The sequence below is a fragment of the Parahaemophilus parainfluenzae genome, assembly GCF_001055095.1.
GTDB lineage: Bacteria > Pseudomonadota > Gammaproteobacteria > Enterobacterales > Pasteurellaceae > Haemophilus_D > Haemophilus_D parainfluenzae_Z.
Map to the genome: position 1 here is coordinate 53,783 of NZ_JVHG01000015.1, position 21,722 is coordinate 75,504.

21 protein-coding genes are annotated in these 21,722 nt (G+C 39.7%); 8 read left to right on the forward strand and 13 right to left on the reverse strand.

Translation table 11 applies throughout. The features are described 5' to 3' along the window. The first annotated feature begins 73 nt into the window (after window positions 1–73). From dnaA to recF, 3 genes are read left to right on the forward strand one after another with little or no spacing between them, the layout of a single operon-like run. A complete protein-coding gene (gene dnaA, locus ADA56_RS04140; RefSeq protein ID WP_049369438.1) occupies window positions 74–1,441 on the forward strand; it encodes a chromosomal replication initiator protein DnaA in 1,368 nt (455 codons plus the stop codon). A 10-nt stretch (window positions 1,442–1,451) separates the two neighbouring features. Then, complete coding sequence (dnaN, locus tag ADA56_RS04145) at window positions 1,452–2,552, forward strand: DNA polymerase III subunit beta (protein ID WP_014064018.1); 1,101 nt, start codon at window positions 1,452–1,454, stop codon at window positions 2,550–2,552. 5 nt (window positions 2,553–2,557) lie between these two features. After that, window positions 2,558–3,640, forward strand: coding sequence for a DNA replication/repair protein RecF (gene recF / locus ADA56_RS04150; protein WP_049369440.1), 1,083 nt, complete (start codon window positions 2,558–2,560; stop codon window positions 3,638–3,640). 63 nt (window positions 3,641–3,703) lie between these two features. Here the strand turns inward: recF and nagA are convergent, their stop codons facing one another. The 6 genes from nagA to ADA56_RS04180 form a co-directional block, all read right to left on the reverse strand. After that, window positions 3,704–4,849 carry an N-acetylglucosamine-6-phosphate deacetylase gene (nagA, locus tag ADA56_RS04155; protein ID WP_005698404.1) on the reverse strand — a complete coding sequence of 382 codons (1,146 nt, stop codon included), beginning with the start codon at window positions 4,847–4,849 and terminating at the stop codon, window positions 3,704–3,706. Window positions 4,850–4,885: 36 nt separating this feature from the next. After that, window positions 4,886–5,689 carry a glucosamine-6-phosphate deaminase gene (gene nagB, locus ADA56_RS04160; protein WP_049369442.1) on the reverse strand — a complete coding sequence of 268 codons (804 nt, stop codon included), beginning with the start codon at window positions 5,687–5,689 and terminating at the stop codon, window positions 4,886–4,888. Window positions 5,690–5,779: 90 nt separating this feature from the next. After that, the gene (gene nanA, locus ADA56_RS04165; protein WP_049367080.1) at window positions 5,780–6,658 is read right to left on the reverse strand and encodes an N-acetylneuraminate lyase; all 879 of its coding nucleotides are present in this window, start codon (window positions 6,656–6,658) and stop codon (window positions 5,780–5,782) included. A gap of 9 nt (window positions 6,659–6,667) precedes the next feature. Next, a complete protein-coding gene (locus ADA56_RS04170) occupies window positions 6,668–7,534 on the reverse strand; it encodes a MurR/RpiR family transcriptional regulator (protein ID WP_005698439.1) in 867 nt (288 codons plus the stop codon). Next, on the reverse strand, window positions 7,527–8,465 hold the full coding sequence (locus ADA56_RS04175; RefSeq protein ID WP_049369443.1) for an N-acetylmannosamine kinase: 939 nt from the start codon (window positions 8,463–8,465) through the stop codon (window positions 7,527–7,529). The genes ADA56_RS04170 and ADA56_RS04175 overlap by 8 nt, the downstream gene beginning before the upstream one ends. Before the next feature lie 11 nt (window positions 8,466–8,476). Further along, on the reverse strand, window positions 8,477–9,166 hold the full coding sequence (locus tag ADA56_RS04180; protein WP_049369444.1) for an N-acetylmannosamine-6-phosphate 2-epimerase: 690 nt from the start codon (window positions 9,164–9,166) through the stop codon (window positions 8,477–8,479). Window positions 9,167–9,393: 227 nt separating this feature from the next. Between ADA56_RS04180 and nagE the strand changes: the two genes are divergently transcribed. Continuing rightward, entirely contained in the window at window positions 9,394–10,860 is a 1,467-nt protein-coding gene (gene nagE, locus ADA56_RS04185; RefSeq protein ID WP_014064025.1) for an N-acetylglucosamine-specific PTS transporter subunit IIBC, read from the forward strand. Between the two features lie 509 nt (window positions 10,861–11,369). Here nagE and crp read toward each other — a convergent pair. From crp to coaBC, 5 genes are all read right to left on the reverse strand, one after another. Next, the gene (gene crp, locus ADA56_RS04190; protein ID WP_049369445.1) at window positions 11,370–12,038 is read right to left on the reverse strand and encodes a cAMP-activated global transcriptional regulator CRP; all 669 of its coding nucleotides are present in this window, start codon (window positions 12,036–12,038) and stop codon (window positions 11,370–11,372) included. 16 nt (window positions 12,039–12,054) lie between these two features. Next, window positions 12,055–12,273, reverse strand: coding sequence for a YheU family protein (locus ADA56_RS04195; protein ID WP_049369446.1), 219 nt, complete (start codon window positions 12,271–12,273; stop codon window positions 12,055–12,057). A gap of 21 nt (window positions 12,274–12,294) precedes the next feature. After that, the gene (slmA, locus tag ADA56_RS04200; protein ID WP_005698358.1) at window positions 12,295–12,948 is read right to left on the reverse strand and encodes a nucleoid occlusion factor SlmA; all 654 of its coding nucleotides are present in this window, start codon (window positions 12,946–12,948) and stop codon (window positions 12,295–12,297) included. A 3-nt stretch (window positions 12,949–12,951) separates the two neighbouring features. After that, on the reverse strand, window positions 12,952–13,407 hold the full coding sequence (gene dut / locus ADA56_RS04205; RefSeq protein WP_049369448.1) for a dUTP diphosphatase: 456 nt from the start codon (window positions 13,405–13,407) through the stop codon (window positions 12,952–12,954). A gap of 73 nt (window positions 13,408–13,480) precedes the next feature. Next, on the reverse strand, window positions 13,481–14,683 hold the full coding sequence (gene coaBC, locus ADA56_RS04210) for a bifunctional phosphopantothenoylcysteine decarboxylase/phosphopantothenate--cysteine ligase CoaBC (protein ID WP_049369451.1): 1,203 nt from the start codon (window positions 14,681–14,683) through the stop codon (window positions 13,481–13,483). 202 nt (window positions 14,684–14,885) lie between these two features. Here coaBC and radC point away from each other — a divergent pair, with 202 nt between their 5' ends. The 4 genes from radC (at window position 14,886) to mutM (ending at window position 17,076) form a co-directional block, all read left to right on the forward strand. Then, window positions 14,886–15,551, forward strand: coding sequence for a RadC family protein (gene radC / locus ADA56_RS04215; RefSeq protein WP_049369452.1), 666 nt, complete (start codon window positions 14,886–14,888; stop codon window positions 15,549–15,551). 218 nt (window positions 15,552–15,769) lie between these two features. Further along, on the forward strand, window positions 15,770–16,006 hold the full coding sequence (gene rpmB / locus ADA56_RS04220) for a 50S ribosomal protein L28 (RefSeq protein WP_005599762.1): 237 nt from the start codon (window positions 15,770–15,772) through the stop codon (window positions 16,004–16,006). An 11-nt stretch (window positions 16,007–16,017) separates the two neighbouring features. Next, window positions 16,018–16,188: a 50S ribosomal protein L33 gene (rpmG, locus tag ADA56_RS04225; RefSeq protein WP_005613503.1), complete on the forward strand. Its 171-nt coding sequence runs from the start codon at window positions 16,018–16,020 to the stop codon at window positions 16,186–16,188. A gap of 72 nt (window positions 16,189–16,260) precedes the next feature. Then, window positions 16,261–17,076: a DNA-formamidopyrimidine glycosylase gene (gene mutM, locus ADA56_RS04230; protein WP_049369455.1), complete on the forward strand. Its 816-nt coding sequence runs from the start codon at window positions 16,261–16,263 to the stop codon at window positions 17,074–17,076. A gap of 20 nt (window positions 17,077–17,096) precedes the next feature. On the opposite strand, the gene ADA56_RS04235 is transcribed toward mutM, so the two are convergent. Further along, window positions 17,097–17,816, reverse strand: a complete 720-nt coding sequence (locus tag ADA56_RS04235) for a DUF554 domain-containing protein (protein WP_049369457.1) — start codon at window positions 17,814–17,816, stop codon at window positions 17,097–17,099. 113 nt (window positions 17,817–17,929) lie between these two features. Beyond that, window positions 17,930–21,652, reverse strand: a complete 3,723-nt coding sequence (locus tag ADA56_RS09690; protein WP_080972337.1) for a YadA-like family protein — start codon at window positions 21,650–21,652, stop codon at window positions 17,930–17,932. Between the last annotated feature and the right edge of the window lie 70 nt (window positions 21,653–21,722).

The window sequence follows — 21,722 nt, forward strand, 5'->3', positions numbered from 1 at the left end:
AAATTCTCCTCGATTTTTAACCGCACTTTTGCGGCTTTTATTTTATACGCATATAACATAAGGATAATTTATCGTGAGCCTTTCTACCCTATGGCAAGATTGCTTATCACAACTACAAGATCAGGTTTCTCCGATGGATCTCAGCACTTGGTTACGCCCATTACAAGCGGATGTCATCTCGCAAGATCAAGTGGTGTTATATGCGTCAAATATGTTTGTGAAAAGCTGGGTGGAAAATCATTACTTAGCTCAAATTCATCAAATTTGCCAAGCCCTTGCTAAAAATCCAAATTTACAAATTATCGTAAAAGAGGGGGTAAAACCGGCTCCAAAAGCAGTTGAGTCGTCCCTAACTCAAACAGCTAACCATCAAGAAAGTGCGGTGGGTTTTCAGCAAGAATCTGATGCGCCAACTAAATTTGAATCACACTTAAATCGTAAACATTTATTTGAAAACTTTGTTGAAGGTAAATCAAACCAACTCGCCCGTGCAGTAGGTCAAAAACTCGCTCTTGCGCCTGGTGAACCAACAGCAAACCCATTCTTTTTATATGGGGGGACAGGTTTAGGTAAAACTCACTTATTACACGCAATCGGTAATGGCATTTTAGCGAATAAACCGAATGCCAGAGTGCTTTATATCCATGCTAATAATTTTATGCAGCACATGGTAAAAGCGATGCGTGATAATAAAATGGATCAATTCAAAAAATTCTATCGTTCTCTTGATGCATTATTAGTGGATGATATTCAATTCTTCGCAGAAAAAGAAAAAACACAAGAAGAATTTTTCCATATTTTCAATAGTTTATTTGAAACTGGACGTCAAATCATTTTGACTTCTGACCGCTATCCAAAAGAAATTGAAAAAATTGAAGAACGCTTAAAATCTCGTTTCGGTTGGGGTTTAACCACTGCGATTGAACCACCTGATTTAGAAACTCGAGTTGCGATTTTGCTGAAAAAAGCAGAAGAACATCATATGGAACTGCCGGAAGAAGTGGCATTCTTTATTGCACAACGTTTACGCACGAATGTTCGTGAATTAGAAGGCGCATTAAACCGTGTGAAAGCGATGCAAGACTTCAAGGGTGGTCACATTGATATTGATTTTGTGCGTGACACATTAAAAGATATTCTCGCTTTACAAGAACGTTTGGTAACCATTGAAAATATTCAGAAAGTCGTGGCAGAATACTATCGAATTAAAGTGGCGGATTTAAAATCAAAAAGCAGAGCAAGATCAGTCACTCGCCCACGCCAAATTGCGATGGCGTTAGCAAAAGAATTAACCAATAAAAGCTTACCGGAAATTGGCCGAGCCTTTGAACGCGACCATACGACAGTCTTAAATGCCTGCCGTGAAGTGCCAAAATTCCGTGAAAAAGACAGCAGTATTCAAGAAGATTGGGCGAATTTAATTCGCACCTTATCTGCATAAGGAGCCAATGATGCAATTTAGCATTTCAAGAGAAAATCTACTAAAACCCTTACAGCAAGTTTGTGGCGTATTAAGCAATCGTCCGAATATTCCTGTATTAAACAACGTGTTATTACAAATTGAAGATAACCGTTTAACGATTACAGGTACAGACCTTGAAGTTGAGCTTTCTAGCTATACTCAACTTTCATCTTCAACCGCTGATGGTGCGTTCACCATTCCGGCTAAAAAATTCTTGGATATTTGCCGCACGCTATCAGATGAATTTGAAATTACCGTTACCTTTGAAGAAGATCGTGCCATTGTTGAGTCTGGTCGCAGTAAGTTTAATCTCACTACGCTACCCGCTGAAGAATATCCAAATCTGACGGATTGGCAATCTGAAGTGGATTTTGCCTTACCGCAAAGCACCTTGCGTCGTTTAATTGAAGCCACCCAATTTTCAATGGCAAATCAGGATGCCCGCTATTTCTTAAACGGCATGAAATTTGAAACGGAAGGTAATTTATTACGTACTGTTGCAACTGACGGTCACCGTCTTGCGGTTTGTACGATCGAATTAGATCAAGATCTGCAAACACATTCAGTTATTCTGCCACGTAAAGGTGTATTAGAACTGAATCGCTTATTAGAAAGCAGTGACGAACTTGCTCGTTTGCAAATCGGTACTAATAATCTTCGTATTCACTTAAACCACATTGTGTTTACCTCAAAACTCATTGATGGTCGCTTCCCTGATTACCGTCGAGTTTTACCACGTAATGCAACTCGTATCGTAGAAGGAAACTGGGAAACCTTAAAACAAGCTTTTGTACGCGCTTCTATCCTTTCAAATGAACGTGTACGTAGTGTGCGTTTAAACTTAAGTGAAAACCAACTTAAAATTACCGCATCTAACCCAGAACATGAAGTGGCAGAAGAAATCGTGGATGTGAATTACCAAGGTGAGGAAATGGAAGTGGGCTTTAATGTGACTTACATTTTAGATGTATTAAACGCCTTAAAATGCCAACAAGTACGTATTCGCCTCACTGATGCGTCATCAAGCTGTTTAATTGAAAACAGCGAAGATGCAAGCGCAGAATACGTCATTATGCCAATGCGCCTCTAGAAATAATGGCCATTTCCCGCTTAATTGTTGAAAAATTTAGAAATTTAAATGCCGTGGATCTTAAATTTGATCACGGCTTTAACTTTTTAGTTGGTAATAACGGCAGCGGAAAAACGAGCTTATTAGAAGCAATTTTTTATCTCGGGCATGGGCGCTCTTTCAAAAGTGCGGTCGCAAATCGCATCATTTCTTACGACGAACCTCATTTCACGCTTTTTGGCCAAATTCAAGAAAGTCAGCATCAATGGTCTGTCGGCTTACAAAAACTTCGTCAAGGTAATACCATTGCAAAAATAAATGGTGAAGACGGCAATAAAATTGCCGATCTCGCTCACCTTTTACCCATGCAATTAATTACGCCTGAAGGACTTACCCTATTAAATGGCGGACCAAGTTTTCGACGTGCATTTTTAGATTGGGGCTTATTCCACCACCATAATAGCTTTCATTCCTCTTGGGTTGCCTTAAACCGTTTATTAAAACAACGAAATGCCGCTCTCAGTCAAAATCAGCCTTATTCTGCAATAAAAATATGGGACATTGAATTAGCTAAATTAGCCCATCAAGTGAGTGATTGGCGCGCTGAATATGCAGAAGCCTTACGTCCTGAGATCGAAAAAACCTGCCAGTTATTTTTACCCGAATTAGAGATTACTGTGAGTTTTCATCAAGGGTGGGAAAAAGAGACTGAATATGGTGAATTATTGGCGCAAAACTTTGAGAGAGATAAAGCCATTGGCTATACGGTTTCAGGTCCACAAAAAGCCGATTTCCGCTTTAAAGCCAATGGACTCCCCGTGGAAGATGTGCTCTCTCGTGGTCAATTAAAATTATTGATGTGTGCACTACGTTTAGCACAAGGTGAACACTTAATGATTCAAAAACAACGTCATTGTATCTTTTTAATTGATGACTTTGCCTCTGAATTGGATCAACATAAACGAGCCCTGCTTGCTGAACGCTTGCAACAAAGTGGTTCTCAAGTCTTTGTTACGGCCATCACGCAAGGCCAGCTCAAAGAGATGCAAGTGGGAAAAGGAAAATTGTTCCAAGTGGATACTGGTAAGATCACCGAATTGCAACCATAAAAAATAATCCGATCGGTTTAAGGATCGGATTACGTTTAAAACAATGCTATTTTTGACCGCACTTTAGTTTGGTTTCCATTCACCATTCAATACGGTACCTATCACGTCATAATCTTTTGTGAATACCGCTAAGTTTGCGACTTTACCTGCTTCAACAGAGCCTAAACGATCATCTACGCCAATCGCTCTTGCTGGGTAAAGGTTACTCATGCGAATTGCTTCCGCTAATGGAATTTCTACATACTCTACAGCATTCTTAATAGATTCCATCATGGTAATCGATGCACCCGCAATCGTACCATTTGCATCGTAGCAACGACCTTCTTTCACATAAATCGGTTTTCCTACAAAAGTGAAAGTTTCCAATTCAGGTGGTGCACCTGCAGCTGCAAGAGAATCGGTTACAATGCAAAGTTTGTCACCTTTCGCTTTTTTATCTAAGCGAACATTACCAAAATTCACATGCACACCATCTACAATAATTCCCGTGTAAACATCGGAATCTAACACTGCGCCAACTACGCCCATCGCACGTCCTGAACTGATCGGCGACATCGCATTATGCAAGTGTGTCGCAAAGGTTGCCCCTTTATGAAAGGCGGCTTTTGCTACTTCATAAGTTGCATTAGAATGACCTATAGATACGATAATACCCGCTTTTACAAAGTCAGGAATATATTGTACCGTTGGATTTTCAGCGGCAATGGTCAGTTTGGTGATAACATCCGCATTATCACATAAGAAATCTTTCATCTCTGGTGTCGCTTCACGGATATATTCCGGGCGATGCACGCCTTTTTTCTCAAGACTTAAATAAGGGCCTTCGATGTGTAAGCCAAGCGCTTGATTTTTATGCTTATTTAAATACTCGCGCATAATATTTACTGCGCGTTTGATATCTTCATCTGGTGCAGTAATAAACGTTGGTAAGAAACTGGTACAGCCTGATTTCAAATTAGTGGCTTGCATAATTTCTAATGTTTCTACGCTTGTTTGATCGTTAAACATCACGCCGCCGCAGCCGTTTAATTGCAGATCAATAAAGCCGGCTGTGAGATTATGCCCTTGTAAATCAATGGTTTTAATTCCACTTTCTAATTCGCTTTGTGGAATAACGGATTGAATATATTCCCCTTCAATAACCACTGCATAATCTCTTAACACTTCATTTTTCGTGTAGATTACACTGTTAATTAATGCATACTTCATCATACCTTCCTAAAATCCAATTAAAATTAACCGCACTTATAATACACTATGAATCGCGCGTCCTTCCAATTCAGTAAAATATTTCACTGTTTTGACTTTCAATTCTTGCAATGCAGGCTCATCACATACCAAAACGAAATGACGATGAAGCTGTAAAGCACTCACTGTCCAAAGGTGATTAATACTGCCTTCTACGGCGGCTTGCACAGCTAAGGCTTTATTATGACCCGTTGCTAAAATCATCACTTCTTCAGCATCAAGTAATGTACCCACACCGATTGTTAAGGCATATTTTGGCACTTGATTTACGTCATTATTAAAGAAACGAGAATTCGCGATAATAGTATCTGGCGTTAAAGTTTTAATACGGGTACGCGAACTTAAAGAAGATGCAGGTTCATTAAAGGCAATATGTCCGTCAACACCTACTCCGCCCATAAATAAATGAATTTTGCCATAAGATTTAATTTTTTCTTCATAACGGCGGCATTCTTCATCATGGTCATTGGTATTACCATTTAAAATATTGATATTTTGCGGTTGAATATCAATATGGTTGAAGAAATTATTATGCATAAAACTGTGATAGCTTTCTGGATGTTCTTTTGGCAAGCCCACATATTCATCCATATTGAAGGTCACCACATATTTAAAACTCACTTCTCCCGCTTGATTTAATTTAATCAATTCTTGATAGGTCTTAAGTGGCGTACCACCTGTTGGTAAACCTAATACAAAAGGACGTTCTGCGGTAGGTTTAAAATGATTAATTCGATCAGCAATATGACGCGCCGCCCAACGGCTGACTTGTTGTTCATTGTTCAGAGGAATGAGACGCATAATAACCTTCCTTATCGGTACCACACAGACATTCTTTCCTCCCCGCTATAGAGAGAGGAAAGAAGTAAGTGCGGTCACTTTTCCATTAATTTATAAATATTTTGCTTTTAACTCTTTCGCTTTCGCTAATTGCTCTGGCGTTGCTTTCGCTGTCATTGGCTCACGACAATAACCTGCATCCACACCTTCTAATTTCAATAACTCTTTGATAGTGAGATATAAGCCATTCGCTAAAATGCCTTCGATAAGATCATTGGTCACATGTTGAACTTGAAGCGCATCAGCCAATTTACCTTGTTTGGTTAATTCAAAGATTTGTCTTGCGCGTACACCATTAACGTTGAATGTACTACCGATCGCACCATCTACACCGAGAGATACTGCAGGAACCATCATTTCATCAAAACCAGCCCAAATGAGGTGATTTGGATAAGCTTTTTTCAAACGTTCTAATAAATAGAAGTCCCCAGCGGTAAATTTCACACCAAGCACTTTCGGGTTTTTATAAAGTTCGCCAAATTGCTCAATACCCATGTTCACACCTGTTAAGAACGGAATTGAGTACACGATCATGTTATTGCCTGTTTCCGCAATAATAGTGTCGTAGTAATGTTTGATTTCAGGGAAACTAAATTTGTAGTAGAACGGTGTTACCGCAGAAAGACTGTCATAGCCTAATTCGGTTGCATATTTACCTAATTCCACTGCTTCATGTAAGTTCACGCTACCCACTTGTGCGATTAACGCGACTTGGTCTTTTGCTTCATCTTTCGCAATACGGAAAATTTGTTTTTTCTCTTCCGTAGAAAGCATAAAGTTTTCACCTGTTGAGCCGCCTACATATAAACCATCAATTTTCATCTTATCAATGTTATAGCGAATAATCTCGCGTAAGCCTTTTTCATTGATAGAGCCATCTTCATTGAATGATACTAATAACGCACTAAAAATACCTTTTAAGTTACGCATTTTTCTCTCCTATTTAATACGTTGTTCTAAAATGACATTTAATGTTTTTTGCTTTATTTTGACCGCACTTTCCTGCGATGCCTGTACCAATAAAGCATAAATCAAATCTAATACAAATAATTGAGCAATCTTCGTGCCAATAGAGTCGCCTTGTAGCTTGCCTTGCTTATTGCCATTCACTAAAACAAGATCGGCATATTCTGTGATGGGTGAACGCAAACTGTGCGTAATCGCAATGGTTTTGGCGCCATTTTCTTTGGCGATTTTCATGGTATGAGTGGTTTCTTGAGAATAACCAGAATGGCTCAAACCAATTGCCACATCTTTTTTCGTCAATAAAGATGCCTGCATATACATAAAATGGTTGTTACCTGTCGCATCGACTTGCACACCGATACGCATCAGTTTATTTTTGGCATCTTCCGCGGTAATACCAGATGTACCCACACCAAATAAGAAAACACGATTCGCTTGTTGAATAGCTTTTACTGCCTCTTCCAACTGCTCAAAATCTAATAAATTAATGGTTTCATCCATCACGTTATTGATGGCAGATTTCAGCTTATGTGCAATATTCAATGAGTTGTCAGAATCGGTAATATCTGAATCTAATACGGTATTATCTTTGCCATCTTTCGTCGCAAGCTCGATGGATAATTCCAATTTAAAATCACTGAAGCCTTTAAAGCCGAGAGTGCGACAAAAACGCACAAAGGTTGCTTCCCCGACTTCTAAATGGGCGGCAATTTCAGCTAAAGGCGCTTGCACTGCAAGATCAGGATTCAATAAAATTGCATCCGCAATTTTCTTTTCCGTCTTCGTTAAACTGCGATACAACGAGCTGATGGTATTTAAAATATTGCCGTTTTTAGCCATAAACCACTCCCGTATTTTTTGCTTGTAATAAGCAATCTTTTACCCAGTACGCCGCACCAATCAAGCCTGCATCTTGTCCAAATTGAGCACTTTCTAATTCGCAGTGATAAACAGCGGGAAGTTCACTTAATAAAGATTGAACCAACGGTAAATAACCTTCCGCCAACCCGACACTACCGCCCACCACGACCTTTTGCATGTCTAATCCAATCTTCAAATCCGCAATTAAATTCGCAATAGCTTGGGCTGAACGAGTCACAAGTGCGGTCGCTTTTTCATCATTTTGACGGAAACGCGCAAAGACTTCTTTCGGATCACAAGGCTCATCCCACTGAGAAGAAACCGCTTCAATCGCGCGACCAGATGCAATGGCTTCAACACAACCACGGCGACCACATCCACAAACGGGGCCATTAGGATCGGCTAAAGTATGACCAATATGTCCTGCTATGCCATTTGGCTCAGTAAGTAAACGATGATTTAAAATTAAACCGCCCCCTACGCCTGTAGAAACCGTAATAAAGGTAAAGTTTTGAACATCATTAGGATTTTGTAGTTGATACTCGGCATAGGCTGCAGCTTGTACATCATTAAGTAAGCCAATTGGTTTATCGGTGTGCTGTGCAATACTGTCTTTTAATGGGAATTGGGCTAATCCACCCAAGTTTTTAGGGTTAAGTGCGGTCAGAATGCCTTGATTAATAATGCCCGTTGAAGCAACGGCGACATAATCAAACTGCCCTTCATATTCTTTTAACAACTGAGCAAGGGTTTGATGCATCGCTTGCGCAGCATCATCTTGTGGCGTGGAAATCTGTTTTCGCTGTTGAATTTCACCATTTTTCACTATAGCAGAAGCGATTTTCGTGCCACCAATATCTAATGCCAAACAACGCTGTAATGTCTGACCACTATCCACTGTTAATGACATATCTTCTTCCTTTATTTTTTTGCTGAATGAATGGCTTCTGTAAACCAACTTACGATATGCTCTAAACGAGTTAATGCAGAACCTACAGTCACGCAATAAGCACCAATTTCAATGGCCGTTTTCGCCAATTCAGGGGTGTTATAACGTCCTTCCGCCATGACTCGACAGCCTGCTGCTTTCAAATCTTTAACTAATTGATAATCAGGCTCTTCCGGCACAGTGCCACCTGTGTAGCCAGACATCGTACTGCCCACAATATCAAAACCGAGTTTTTGACAGTACAAGCCTTCTTCTAAATTCGAACAATCCGCCATGGCCAAACAGCCTAATTCGTGGATTTTTTTAACCGCACTTTCAATATCTACCGGTCTAGGGCGATTCGTACCATCCACGGCGATAATGTCTGCTCCGGCTTTCGCTAAATCTTCAATATCATGCAAAAACGGGGTAATTCGTACAGGGCTGTCAGGTAAATCACGTTTCACAATACCAATGATCGGTACATTCACAGTAGGGCGTGTTGCTTTAAGATTTTCTACACCCTCAATGCGTAAACCCGCTGCACCACCAATAGCAGAAGCCTGTGCCATGGCTGCCACGATTTCTGGTTTATCCATCGGGCCGTCATCAACAGGCTGACAAGAAGCAATAAGACCAAATTTGATTTTATCTAAGACTTCATTATGTGATAATTTCGACATATAAACTCCTACATTAGACAGTAACACTTGGTTTCCTTTTTGGCTTTCTGAGCATTATAGTAAAACGCAGCAAAGCTTGCACCATAAAAAAAATATTTTTGAAGTGTAATTTCAAAATTTGTGATCGGCTTCTCAATTTTGAGATAAAGTTACCACATTTGTACAAAATATTTTTTTTTACTTTAGAATATGAAGTAATACTTCATTACTATAAATAGGAGAAAAAAATGAATGTGTTAGGTTATGCGCAAAAAATTGGGCAAGCCTTAATGGTACCTGTTGCTGTCTTACCAGCAGCGGCTGTACTGATGGGTATTGGTTATTGGCTTGACCCAGATGGCTGGGGCGCGAACAGTCAACTTGCTGCATTTTTAATTAAATCAGGCGGTGCTATCATCGATAACATGGGCCTGCTTTTTGCCGTTGGCGTTGCTTTCGGTTTATCTAAGGACAAACATGGTTCTGCTGCACTTTCAGGTTTAGTGGGTTACTATGTGGTAACCACTCTACTTTCACCTGGCAGTGTTGCTCAGCTACAACATATCGACGTAAGTGAAGTGCCAGCCGCCTTCGGGAAAATCAATAACCAATTTATTGGAATTTTGATCGGGGTGATTTCGGCTGAACTTTATAATCGTTTCTATCAAGTGGAATTGCCAAAAGCACTCTCCTTCTTTAGCGGAAAACGCCTTGTGCCAATCGTTGTTTCTTTTGTCATGATGTTCATCAGCTTCGTATTGCTTTACATCTGGCCATATATTTTCGGCGGTTTAGTGTCATTCGGTGAAAGCATTAAAGACTTAGGCGCGGTTGGTGCAGGTCTTTATGGTTTCTTCAACCGTTTACTCATTCCTGTTGGCTTACACCATGCATTGAACTCAGTATTCTGGTTTGACGTTGCAGGCATCAATGACATTCCAAACTTCTTGGGTGGTGCTAAATCACTTGCTGAAGGTACTGCAACGGTTGGTGTAACGGGTATGTATCAAGCCGGTTTCTTCCCTGTTATGATGTTCGGTTTACCGGGTGCCGCATTAGCGATTTATCTCAGCGCTAAACCAAGCCAAAGAACTAAAGTGGCATCAATCATGCTTGCGGGTGCATTTGCCTCATTCTTTACTGGTATCACCGAGCCATTAGAATTCTCTTTCATGTTTGTTGCACCAGTGCTTTACTTCATCCACGCGGTATTAACCGGTATTTCTGTCTTTATCGCGGCAACAATGCATTGGATCGCAGGCTTCGGTTTCAGTGCGGGTCTCGTGGATATGGTACTTTCATCACGCAACCCATTAGCCGTTGAATGGTATATGCTAATCGTACAAGGCTTAGTATTCTTCGTGATTTACTATGCAGTATTCCGTTTTGCAATTAAGGCTTTCAACTTAAAAACATTAGGTCGTACAGAAGAAGCAGAAGAAACCACTGCAGCACAACCAGCAGCGAGCCAATCTCGTGAAGAAAGAGCGGTCAAATTTATTGATGCTTTAGGTGGTGCTGATAACTTCAAAAATATTGATGCTTGTATCACTCGCTTACGTTTAAGCTTAGTCGATCAACACAAAATTAATGAAGAACAGCTTAAGTCTCTTGGCGCAAAAGGTATCGTGAAAATCGGTAACGATGGCTTACAAGTAGTTCTCGGCCCTGAAGCTGAACTTGTGGCAGAAGCCATGAAACAAAAAGTGAAATAACACACACCAAATGAAATGCCGACTCAGAAATGGGTCGGTATTTTTTTGCCAAAAATAAAGTAAAAAATGACCGCACTTTAGCTGAGAATTTCTTGTTCGAAGTGAGTTAAATGAAAGTTTGAAAATTGAAGATTGTTTTGAAGGGTGGTGGAACTAAGCAGAATTGGTCTTAACAGCAAGTGGCTTACTGCATCGCATCCCTGCGGGATTTCTACCTAGCCCACCATAGATTTAAAGCATCTCTGGGGTTCCAGTCTGCGATATAAAATTAAAAGATTAAGAATCTTTTAAAAGCCACTTATATATTCAGGAGACCAATCCTGACTTCCAAACAAACTACGTTGAAAGGCAGTGTTATGATAGAAGTCTTCCGCTATTTTGTCAATTAAGATATTGCACTAAAAGAAGTATTTTTTCGCTTTTTGCATAAAAATTAACAAAGACATTTCAACTATCACATCAATGTAACAAAAATAAAATAACCGCCTGATTAAAGGCGGTTATTTTTGCTATCGAGTGCCGTAAACCACAATAGTTTTACCATGTGCATGAATGAGATTTTGATCTTCCAGCATCTTAATTATTCGCCCTACGGTTTCACGTGAACAGCCCACCATTTGACCGATTTCCTGACGCGTAATTTTAATCTGCATACCATCTGGATGAGTCATCGCTTCAGGTTGTTTTGCTAGATGCATAAGCGCCTGAGCAATACGGCCTGCCACATCCAAAAAGGCCAAGTTAGTCACTTGCCGGGATGTATTCTGCAAGCGTTTTGATAACTGAGAAGTAAGGAACATTAAAATCTCAGGATTAATTTGGATAAGCTGACGATATTTTTTATAAGAAATTTCTGCAATTTCACAAGGGGTTTTCGTTTTTACCCAAGCAGAACGTTTCGAGCCTTCATCAAATAAACCCGCTTCACCAAAAAATTGTCCAGCACCTAAATAAGATAAAATCATCTCTTTGCCTTCATCATCTTTCGATGAAACCATCACCGTTCCTTTAATTAAGAAATATAGAATATTGGCATCTTCCCCCGCATGAATTAAGGTAGATTTAGCTGGATATTTATGTAAATGACAGTGGGTTAGGAACCAATCCAGAGCAGGATCACGTTGCTGATCATCGTCCTGGGGCTTTTGTTCTTCTAATAATTCTACATTTTCTGACATATAAGCTCCTATTGATTTATTTTAGAAATTCCATTTTATCTTTTATATCAATGGATTCATATAACTCTGACCAAACAATCACAGCACTTCCATTGTGAATCTTGTTTAGTAGGTGTTGTTTTTTTTGTTCTAAAGAAAATTCGTGTGAACCATAATCGGTGCCTTCTCTAAGCACCACACTTTCCACAATATTTTCTAAGGTTTCTGTTGGCAATTCTTGCCACGGAATAATCATATATTTATCAACTAAAGTCAATTAAGCAAAAAGCGGTTCTAGAAAACGCCATTGCTGTTCAAAACTTTGATTTGCACCTAAACGGAAGTTTGTGCGGACATAACGCATAAACTGCCCTTCACAAAGGGTCACTAAATGCCCCGCAATAATACGTTCATCAACGTTAAAACCCCGTCCTTCACGTAATTTTCGCATTTGTAAAATATTCACAAATTGCATTTCAAGACGATCGAAAAATTGCGCGACACGAGCCTGTAAAAGTGGTTCTTCAAACATCAATGCATGTCCGGTTAAAATACGTGTCAAACCCGGGTTTTTACGCGCAAAGTCGAGGATCATCTGCATAATGTCGCGCACTCGATTCATCGTATTGGTTTCATTACGAATTGATGTGGTGATACGGCTAAATAAATTCGCTTCAATATTATCGATCAACGCTTCAAACATTTTAGTTTTACTTGGGAAGTAACGATAAAGTGCCGCTTCTGACACCCCGACTTCTTCCGCTAAACGCGCTGTTGTCATACGCTCCATTCCCCGTTCAGAATGCAGCATATGGGTAAGCACCGTCAACACTTGTTGGCGACGTTCTTTTACCGTACGTTTTTCGATTTTTGGCGGTTTGATTTCCGCGGCAATCTCATCAACTTCTACGAGAGATAATTGTTCTACCATAGTTTATTTTTTACCTGAATGACCAAAACCGCCCTCACCGCGTTCAGTTTCGGTAAATTCGCTGACAATATTGAATTCCGCTTGTACTACTGGCACAAAGACTAATTGCGCAATACGGTCACCAATTTCAATTTTGAACGGTTCATGACCACGATTCCATACAGACACCATTAATGGACCTTGATAATCTGAATCAATTAAGCCCACTAAGTTACCCAATACGATACCGTGTTTATGACCTAAACCAGAACGAGGCAGAATCACTGCTGCAAGGTTCGGATCGGCAATATAAATTGAAAGGCCTGTTGGAATAAGTTTGGTTTCGCCTGGTTGAATTTCGATGCCCTCTTCAAGCAATGCACGTAAATCCAAACCTGCTGAACCTTCAGTTGCATAGGTTGGTAAAGGAAATTCGTTGCCAATACGGCTATCTAAAATTTTTACATCAATTTTTTTCATGCTTATTTATCCTTTAAAAGAAATCTGTCATACAAAAGTGCGGTCACAAAATCCAATGAATTTTGAATGTATTTTATTTGTGATAATGCTCAACAATTTCGGTGACCAATACTTCTGCCAATTTATTTTTATCAGCTAATGGCAACGCTTTTTCGCCTGTTTTCCAAAAGATCTGCAAGGCATTTTGATCTTGTCCGAATACTTGCCCACCCGATACATCATTGGCACAAATCATATCTAAATTTTTGCGTTGAAGTTTGATCTTCGCATATTCAGCGACATTTTGCGTTTCAGCTGCAAAGCCTACAACAAATGGACGATCTTTTTCTAAACTTGCCACACTAGCGATAATGTCTGGATTTTTCACCAATTTAAGAGAAAGCTCATCGTTATCATTGGTTTTCTTAATTTTTTGATCAGCAACTTCCGCGACTCGATAATCAGCCACCGCAGCACAGCCAATAAAGATGCGATTTTTGACCGCACTTTCAAGGGAGGCTTGCCACATTTCATGGGCAGTTGTCACATCAATACGATGAACATTTTTCGGTGTAGCCAGATTAACAGGCCCTGCAATTAAGGTGACATTTGCTCCACGTTTTGCAAAGACCTCGGCAATTGCAAAGCCCATTTTACCTGAGCTGTGATTAGAAATATAACGAACAGGATCGATAGCTTCACGCGTTGGGCCTGCCGTAATGGTGACACTTAAATCGGCTAAATCCTGCTGAACAGCAAAAAGTGATTGAAGTGATTCGAAAATTTCAGCCGGTTCAGACATTCTGCCTGCGCCCACATCGCCACAAGCTTGAAAGCCACTATTTGGCCCAACAAAATGAATACCTCGCACAGAAAGAGCTGTCAAATTTTGTTGTGTAATCGCCTGGCGGTACATTTGCTGATTCATAGCAGGTGCGAGCAAAATAGGGGCACTTGTCGCGAGACAGATCGTGCTGAGTAAATCATTTGCCATTCCAACGGTTAAACGCGCAATAAAATTGGCACTGGCTGGCGCAATCACAATCGCATCAGCCCATTTGGCCAGCTCAATATGTCCCATGGCTAATTCAGCTTGTGGATCAAGTAAAGATTGAGAAACCGCATTGCCAGAAATGGCTTGTAGCGTTAAAGGCGTGACAAATTCAGCAGCGGCAGGCGTTAAAGCCACTCGAACTTCTGCGTTAGATTTGCGTAACAAACGAATAAACTCAATGGTTTTATAGGCGGCAATGCCTCCTGTAATTCCGACAACAATACGCTTTCCGCTCAAGCTCATTTGCTACTCCGCTACGACTTAATAGAATGGATATGTTTTTTGTGTGTTAGTACTTAACAACTTAAGGTTGCCTATTTTACTTCAAATTTCGCCAATAAAAAATTTTATTTTTGCGATCGCTATACCAAAAATAAAACAGACTTCTCGCAAAGATTCAAAACATCATGAAAATTAACCGCACTTTTTCTTTTCATTAATTAATATGCAAACAAACTCCCCTTTAATGCCTCGTGAAAAATTGTTGAAATACGGCGTTGAAGCCTTAGAAGATCACGAACTACTCGCTATTTTCTTACGTACAGGGATTAAAGGCTGCCCCGTCATGGAATTATCACATAACGTGCTGCAACATTTTGGATCTCTTCGAACCTTATTAAGTGCAGATAAAGAAGCCTTTTGCAAAGTAAAAGGATTAGGTATTACACAGTTTATTCAACTACAAGCTACTACAGAGATGACGAAGCGCTATCTGAAACAAGAGTTACTCATAGAGCACGTATTTAGTGATACATCCACGGTAAAGCTTTATCTTCAAGCAGAACTTCACCACGAAGAACGTGAAATTTTTATGGTGTTATTTTTAGATAATCAACATCGTTTGATTAAAAAAGAGCGGTTATTTTTAGGCACAATTAATGTGACGAATGTTTATCCGCGTGAAATCATCAAAGAAAGCCTTTACTGCAATGCAGCTGCCTTAATTTTGGCTCACAACCACCCCTCTGGTCTGGCAGAACCAAGCTATTCTGACAAAATGATCACACAAAAAATTATTGATGCTGCTGAGTTAATGGATATTCGTATTTTGGATCATTTTATTGTCGGCAAAGGCACTTGTTATTCTTTTGCAGAGCATAATCTGTTATAGTTTTAGGGAGTTTGATGATTTTTTTATCGTTCATTTCCATTTTAAGACGGAAAAATCGCTTTTAGACTTGAGAAATGAAAATAAAGTCAGTATAATTTGCCACCTTTAATATAGTAAGTGGGTCGGATACTGCGACCTGACGAGGAAGCAAGCTTAGTTTTAAGCTTCATTATCCGAACCATAAGCTCGAGCTTATATTTAAATTATTGGAGATTATTATGTCTAGAGTTTGTCAAGTAACAGGCAAGCGTCCAGCTGTGGGTAATAACCGCTCACACGCGTTGAATGCGACACGTCGTCGTTTTCTTCCTAACCTTCACACTCACCGTTTCTGGGTTGAAAGTGAAAACCGTTTCGTAACCTTACGTTTAACTGCGAAAGGTATGCGTATTATCGATAAAAAAGGCATTGATGCAGTGTTAGCTGAAATCCGTGCTCGTGGCGAAAAAATCTAAGGAGCTAAAACATGGCAGCTAAAGGCGCTCGTGAGAAAATCCGTTTAGTTTCTACAGCAGAGACTGGTCACTTCTACACAACTGATAAAAACAAACGTAATATGCCTGAAAAAATGGAAATCAAAAAATTTGATCCAGTAGTGCGTAAACACGTTATCTATAAAGAAGCAAAAATCAAATAATTTTGCTGATTTGAAAAAAGCCCGACATTGTTCGGGTTTTTTTATACCACAAATTCATTACCGAGATTATCTATGCCAGAACTTCCTGAAGTCGAAACAGCCCTGCGAGGTGTCAGCCCCTATCTGAAAGGTTTTACCATTGAAAAAATTGTAGTACGCCAACCACAATTACGTTGGACAGTTTCTCCAGAATTAACAACGCTTAAAAACGTCAAAATTTTGGATACTTCTCGTCGTGCGAAATATCTGATTATTCACACAGAAAAAGGTTATATCATTGGTCATTTAGGCATGTCTGGCTCTGTTCGAATTGTGCCGCACGATAGTCCTATTGATAAACACGATCACCTTGATATTGTGATGAATAATGGCAAATTACTGCGTTATAACGACCCGAGACGCTTCGGTGCATGGTTATGGACGGAAAGCTTAGGTGACTTTCATCTTTTTCTAAAACTTGGTCCAGAACCACTTTCTGATGAATTTAATGCGGAATACCTTTTTAAAAAATCACGTCAAAAATCGACCGCACTTAAAACCTTTTTAATGGATAATGCTGTCGTCGTGGGCGTAGGAAATATTTATGCCAATGAAACACTCTTTTTATGTGGTTTGCATCCTATGAAATTAGCCGAAAATCTCACACGAAACCAATGTGCCTTACTCGTTGAAACGATTAAAAACGTATTAGCGAAAGCCATTACACAAGGTGGTACAACATTAAAAGATTTCTTACAACCCGATGGCCGTCCAGGTTATTTTGCTCAGGAATTGTTAGTGTACGGAAACAAAGATAAACCTTGCCCTAAATGTGGCACTAAGATTGAAAGCATGATTATTGGGCAACGCAATAGCTTTTATTGCCCTCATTGTCAGAAAAAGAAATAGGCGTTATACACGCCTATTTTTTAGAAAAAGGTACTCCAGAAATGAGAAATCGGCATAGCGAGGAAAAGAGCCGGCAGCATATTCGCCACATGGAACATTTGGATATTACAAATGCGAAAGCCCGCCGCAATCATTAGCATACCGCCTACCGCAGCAAAATCACCTCGCATTTCAGGTGTCACGAAAGGAATAATAAACACCGCAGAATAAGCTAAAATCACTTGAACCAATGTTTGTGGCACAAAAATACTTGCTACAGAAATGCCGAGTGATGTGGCAAAGATCATCGCGGTGAAAAAATCTAAAAAGGATTTCACAATGAGGATATCAAAATTACCACTCATCCCCTCATTCATCGCCCCAAAAATCCCCGTTCCACTAAATGAAAACAAAACCACAATCGCAACAAATTTAGATAAGAACTCTTCTTGGCTAGGCATGCTACTTGGCTTATCAGGAAACATCTTTTCAACAATACCTTTGGCTGATGATGCTAGTTTATTGATCCCCTGTTCCAATAAAAGCAACTCGCCAATTATCGTCCCTAATAACAGCGATAAAATCATTGCCGGCATATTGTTGGTTTTCGCCACCATCACAATACCCATGCCCATCGAACATAAGCTAAAGATTAAGGTTAGATTAGTGCGTAAACGCTCTGGAATGCGCCCACCGAGCACCGCACCGATAACTGCACCACTGATAATCGCCAGTGCGTTGATATAAGGTCCGATAATCATATTCTTCTCCGAGTTGACTCACCCTATTATACGAAAAATAGGGGGAAAATCGACCGCACTTTTAACAATAAAAAAGGCATGGTTTCCCATGCCTTTTGTTTATTAACGATAAATTACCAATGGTAACCTGCGCCTACTGCTACACCTACTTTACCTTGAGTATCGCTTGTACCAGCTAAACGAATAATGATTTTACCGTTATCTGAAATACGTGACATACCTAATGCCACTGCATTTTGACCTTGGTAATTACCCGCTGCCACAGATACCATGCTCTTACCTGGAATGTAAGCTTGTGGTAATTGAGACGCTGCTAATGCACTTGCTGTACCTGCATTGACACGTTTACCTAACTTGTTCACTTGACCATTTAACTTATTGATCTTGTTATTCATGTCAGCTTTTACTTCGTGTAATTGGCTACCGTTTACCGCATCAGTACTGTCTGCTGCAATGCGCCCTGGTGCAACATTAGTAATTTGTTTATTACCTGCATCAATACCATTTTTAGTCATACTTGGACCATTTTTAATGGTTACGCCATTGCCATCAATCACCGTATCGCCCGCAGTGAATTTGTTTGCAGTTACGCTTTCCACTTTAAGGTTTTTCTTGATACCTACACGAATATTGCCGCTCTTATCAATGTTGGTCATCACATTATCGCCACCATCAAACTCACTCCAGTTTGTGTTGCTATCTGCGCCTTTCACATTGATTTGGCTATTTAATTTCGCACCATAAACATCGCCTACGTTTGCGCCAAATTTTAAGCCATCGCTTAATGTTGCGATAGTTTCGCCACCAAAGTTCATACGATTTGGTGTTTTACCATCAAGATTTGGTGCTGCATCTTTACCACTTACTACTGTAATTGGCGTTGAGTTATCACCCTCACCAAGATTAATTGTTGTAGTATTAACTGTTTTTGCGGTGACATTTTCAGCTTTCAAGTCTTTTGTGGTAGAAATCGTGAAGTTAATACCATTCTGTTCAAGTTTGATATTATCACCTGCGATATAGTTTACAGTCGCACCTGGCGCTACATTAGCAACTTCAGTACCACTTACTTCACCAGTAGAGCCATCTTTCTTCGTTGCAGTTGCATTCCAACCTTTACCCGCAAGCTCCTTCACTTCGTATAACTGACTACCATTCACTGCATCTTTGCTATTGGCATTAACATCACCATTTGCAACATTGCTAATTTTATTACCCGCAGCATCAATACCTGCTTTAGTTACACTCGGGCCACCTTTAACAGTTAAACCATCATTGTTAATGGTTGTATCACCAGCTTTTACGCTATCAACTTTGATGTCTTTGTTTAATTTAACTTCAACTTTATCATCAGCTGCTTCAGTGGTGATGTTGTCATCACCTTTAATCGCAACGGTTGAACCTAATTTTTCCACATTAGTTGAACCGCTATCACCAGTAAAAGTTAAACCTTTGTTGGTGACAATATCGTGAGCATCAACACCTTTTTTGATATCGTCTTTCGTCTTATCTGACAAATCAATCTCATAATTGGTCACTGTAGTATTACCAGCATCATCTAAAGCTGGGGTACCTTTTGTTACTTTTAATGCATCAGAACCGCTTGTCACACTCGCTGATGTATCCACGGCATCAATGGTATAAATACTTTCACCATTATCGCCTTTAGTTTCCTTGATAGACGTATTTTTGCCTGCTTTCACTCCAGTTTTAGCAGCATTAACGGCTTTGTTTAATTGTGAAACATTGACTGCATCTGTATCATCAGTACCAGCGGCTACACCTGTGATTTTATTGCCTGCAGCGTTAATACCTTTTTTAGTGATACTTGGACCACCAGCAATCGTTAAACCATCCTGATCAATGGTTGTATCGCCAGCTTTTACGCTATCAACTTTGATATCCTTAGCCAATTTAATTTCTAACTTATCATTGCCATCTGCTACCACACCGATATTACCATCAGAAAGTTTAGTCGCATCAGTTTCACCACCAACCAAGTTAACTTTTTGACCTAATTTACGCTCTACATCCTTTCCTGTATCACCAGCAAAGGTTAATGGCATGTTACGTACTTTATTAATTGCGCTAGTCACATCACCTGCAGTTGCTAGGTTGCTTGGATTCTCTGCAGTTGCATTGCCGTCTCCGTCTGTTTCGATAGTTGTTGTGTTGACATTAAATGTCACATCCGAACCATTACCGTTCTTAGTCACGCTTGCAGTTGTCAATGTACCATTCACAAAGTTCACAAAACCATTGTTATTGATACGTGATTTAGAAGTACCATTTTCTTGTACGTTAAAGCCACTATTGTGTAATACCGTATAAAGTTGTGAACCATTTACAGCATCGGTAGAGTCCTTAGCAAGACGACCAGCTGCTACGTTTTGGATTTGACGCTCAAAACCAGCTTTACCAACAGAAACTGCACCACCAGAATTATTTGTTAAACCAGCTTGGAATGTCACATTTGTATCAGTACCGTCATCAACTTTAAACGTTGCATGATCAGATGAGTCATTAAAAGTATTTGAACCTGCAACTGAATTATGACCTAATGCTACCGCATTTGCCGCTGTTGCATTAGAGCCTAAACCAATTGCAATTGACGCAGTTGATGTATTCGTTGTATGAGCATTTGGTCCAATAGCAATAGAATTTTCACCTTTAGCACCTTTATTGATACTATTAGTTGGATTTTCCTCAGTTGCATCATCTTTAACACCAATTGTTGAATTCACAGAGAAGTAGCGTATTTTTTCAATCTGTTGAATTGCTGAATAAAGCTGAGAACCATTGATTGCATCAGTTGAATTTTCAGAAACATCACCAGGTGCTAAGTTAATAATTTGACGTTCAAATTGTTTCTTACCCACTGATACAACATCACCCGGATCAACCGATGCACCACCAGCCCAAGTATAAGTATTTCCTAGAATTTCCTTACCTTTATAAGCTATACCTTCTTTATCCGTTTCAGATGCCATACCAATTGCAACAGCGTTGGTTATATTAGCATTTGCACCTGTTCCAAGCGCAAGCGTACCAAATTTTGTTGCAGTTGCATTAGTACCTAGTGCAGTAGAGAAATCACCCAGTGCTTGTGTTTTAACACCAATAGCTATCGCGCCCTCACCACTTGTCGCGGAAGAATACCCATTCAAACTCCCACCTGTTAATTTTTTGTAAATCAAACCTCGATTTGCAAAACTATCTAATCGAATTTGTTTTTTAGTAGCAACTGTTCCATCTTCATTAAACGTATATTCATAAACAACTTCGTCACCACTGTATTTACCACCATTAACTTTATCAACATCATCGTTACCAATAACAATAGATGAGTTACCTTTTGCTAAAGTATTTGCACCAATAGCAATCGATTGATCTCCTCTAACCTCTGTACGTTGAACCGTTGGATGCTTTCCAGAACTACCTATTGCAATAGATTCTTCGCTATATTCTGCAGATACATAAGCTCCTGAACCAATAGCTATATTTCTTCCCTTAGGTTTTCCATTTGCAACTGTTGCATTATTACCTATCGCAATATTAGAACCACCACCAGCATCAGCTTCCCCCGTAAACACATTACCTGGTCCAGTCGTAATTTTAATAAGAGGATCACTTAAATCTACAGCTTGTGCCGGCATCATCACTGCAGATAAAGAAAGTGCAAATGCTGAAAGTTTGAAAAGAGAAGACAAACGTGTTTCGCTTGCTACACGTTGTTCGGAGTTTGAAGAAGCTTTTACGGCTCCTTTTGCTAATTCTGATGTCACGACGAAAGATTGTGTCGTTTTGTTCCAAATAATCTTAAATACTTTGTTCATAAGAAAGTTCTCCTAAGTTAAATAGATTTAGGTATTGATCACATCCCAACAATAGGAACAAGCTGGGGAA

What these genes read in the sequence shown, in the direction of transcription:
- rpmG (WP_005613503.1), top strand. Translation starts at nt 16,018, where the DNA reads ATGGCAGCTAAAGGCGCTCGTGAGAAAATCCGTTTAGTTTCTACAGCA.
- recF (WP_049369440.1), top strand. Translation starts at nt 2,558, where the DNA reads ATGGCCATTTCCCGCTTAATTGTTGAAAAATTTAGAAATTTAAATGCC.
- mutM (WP_049369455.1), top strand. Translation starts at nt 16,261, where the DNA reads ATGCCAGAACTTCCTGAAGTCGAAACAGCCCTGCGAGGTGTCAGCCCC.
- ADA56_RS04195 (WP_049369446.1), bottom strand. Translation starts at nt 12,273, where the DNA reads ATGATTATTCCGTGGCAAGAATTGCCAACAGAAACCTTAGAAAATATT.
- nagA (WP_005698404.1), bottom strand. Translation starts at nt 4,849, where the DNA reads ATGAAGTATGCATTAATTAACAGTGTAATCTACACGAAAAATGAAGTG.
- coaBC (WP_049369451.1), bottom strand. Translation starts at nt 14,683, where the DNA reads ATGAGCTTGAGCGGAAAGCGTATTGTTGTCGGAATTACAGGAGGCATT.
- nanA (WP_049367080.1), bottom strand. Translation starts at nt 6,658, where the DNA reads ATGCGTAACTTAAAAGGTATTTTTAGTGCGTTATTAGTATCATTCAAT.
- ADA56_RS09690 (WP_080972337.1), bottom strand. Translation starts at nt 21,652, where the DNA reads ATGAACAAAGTATTTAAGATTATTTGGAACAAAACGACACAATCTTTC.
- ADA56_RS04170 (WP_005698439.1), bottom strand. Translation starts at nt 7,534, where the DNA reads ATGGCTAAAAACGGCAATATTTTAAATACCATCAGCTCGTTGTATCGC.
- nagE (WP_014064025.1), top strand. Translation starts at nt 9,394, where the DNA reads ATGAATGTGTTAGGTTATGCGCAAAAAATTGGGCAAGCCTTAATGGTA.
- radC (WP_049369452.1), top strand. Translation starts at nt 14,886, where the DNA reads ATGCAAACAAACTCCCCTTTAATGCCTCGTGAAAAATTGTTGAAATAC.
- rpmB (WP_005599762.1), top strand. Translation starts at nt 15,770, where the DNA reads ATGTCTAGAGTTTGTCAAGTAACAGGCAAGCGTCCAGCTGTGGGTAAT.
- dnaN (WP_014064018.1), top strand. Translation starts at nt 1,452, where the DNA reads ATGCAATTTAGCATTTCAAGAGAAAATCTACTAAAACCCTTACAGCAA.
- ADA56_RS04235 (WP_049369457.1), bottom strand. Translation starts at nt 17,816, where the DNA reads ATGATTATCGGACCTTATATCAACGCACTGGCGATTATCAGTGGTGCA.
- dut (WP_049369448.1), bottom strand. Translation starts at nt 13,407, where the DNA reads ATGAAAAAAATTGATGTAAAAATTTTAGATAGCCGTATTGGCAACGAA.
- ADA56_RS04180 (WP_049369444.1), bottom strand. Translation starts at nt 9,166, where the DNA reads ATGTCGAAATTATCACATAATGAAGTCTTAGATAAAATCAAATTTGGT.
- nagB (WP_049369442.1), bottom strand. Translation starts at nt 5,689, where the DNA reads ATGCGTCTCATTCCTCTGAACAATGAACAACAAGTCAGCCGTTGGGCG.
- ADA56_RS04175 (WP_049369443.1), bottom strand. Translation starts at nt 8,465, where the DNA reads ATGTCATTAACAGTGGATAGTGGTCAGACATTACAGCGTTGTTTGGCA.
- slmA (WP_005698358.1), bottom strand. Translation starts at nt 12,948, where the DNA reads ATGGTAGAACAATTATCTCTCGTAGAAGTTGATGAGATTGCCGCGGAA.
- crp (WP_049369445.1), bottom strand. Translation starts at nt 12,038, where the DNA reads ATGTCAGAAAATGTAGAATTATTAGAAGAACAAAAGCCCCAGGACGAT.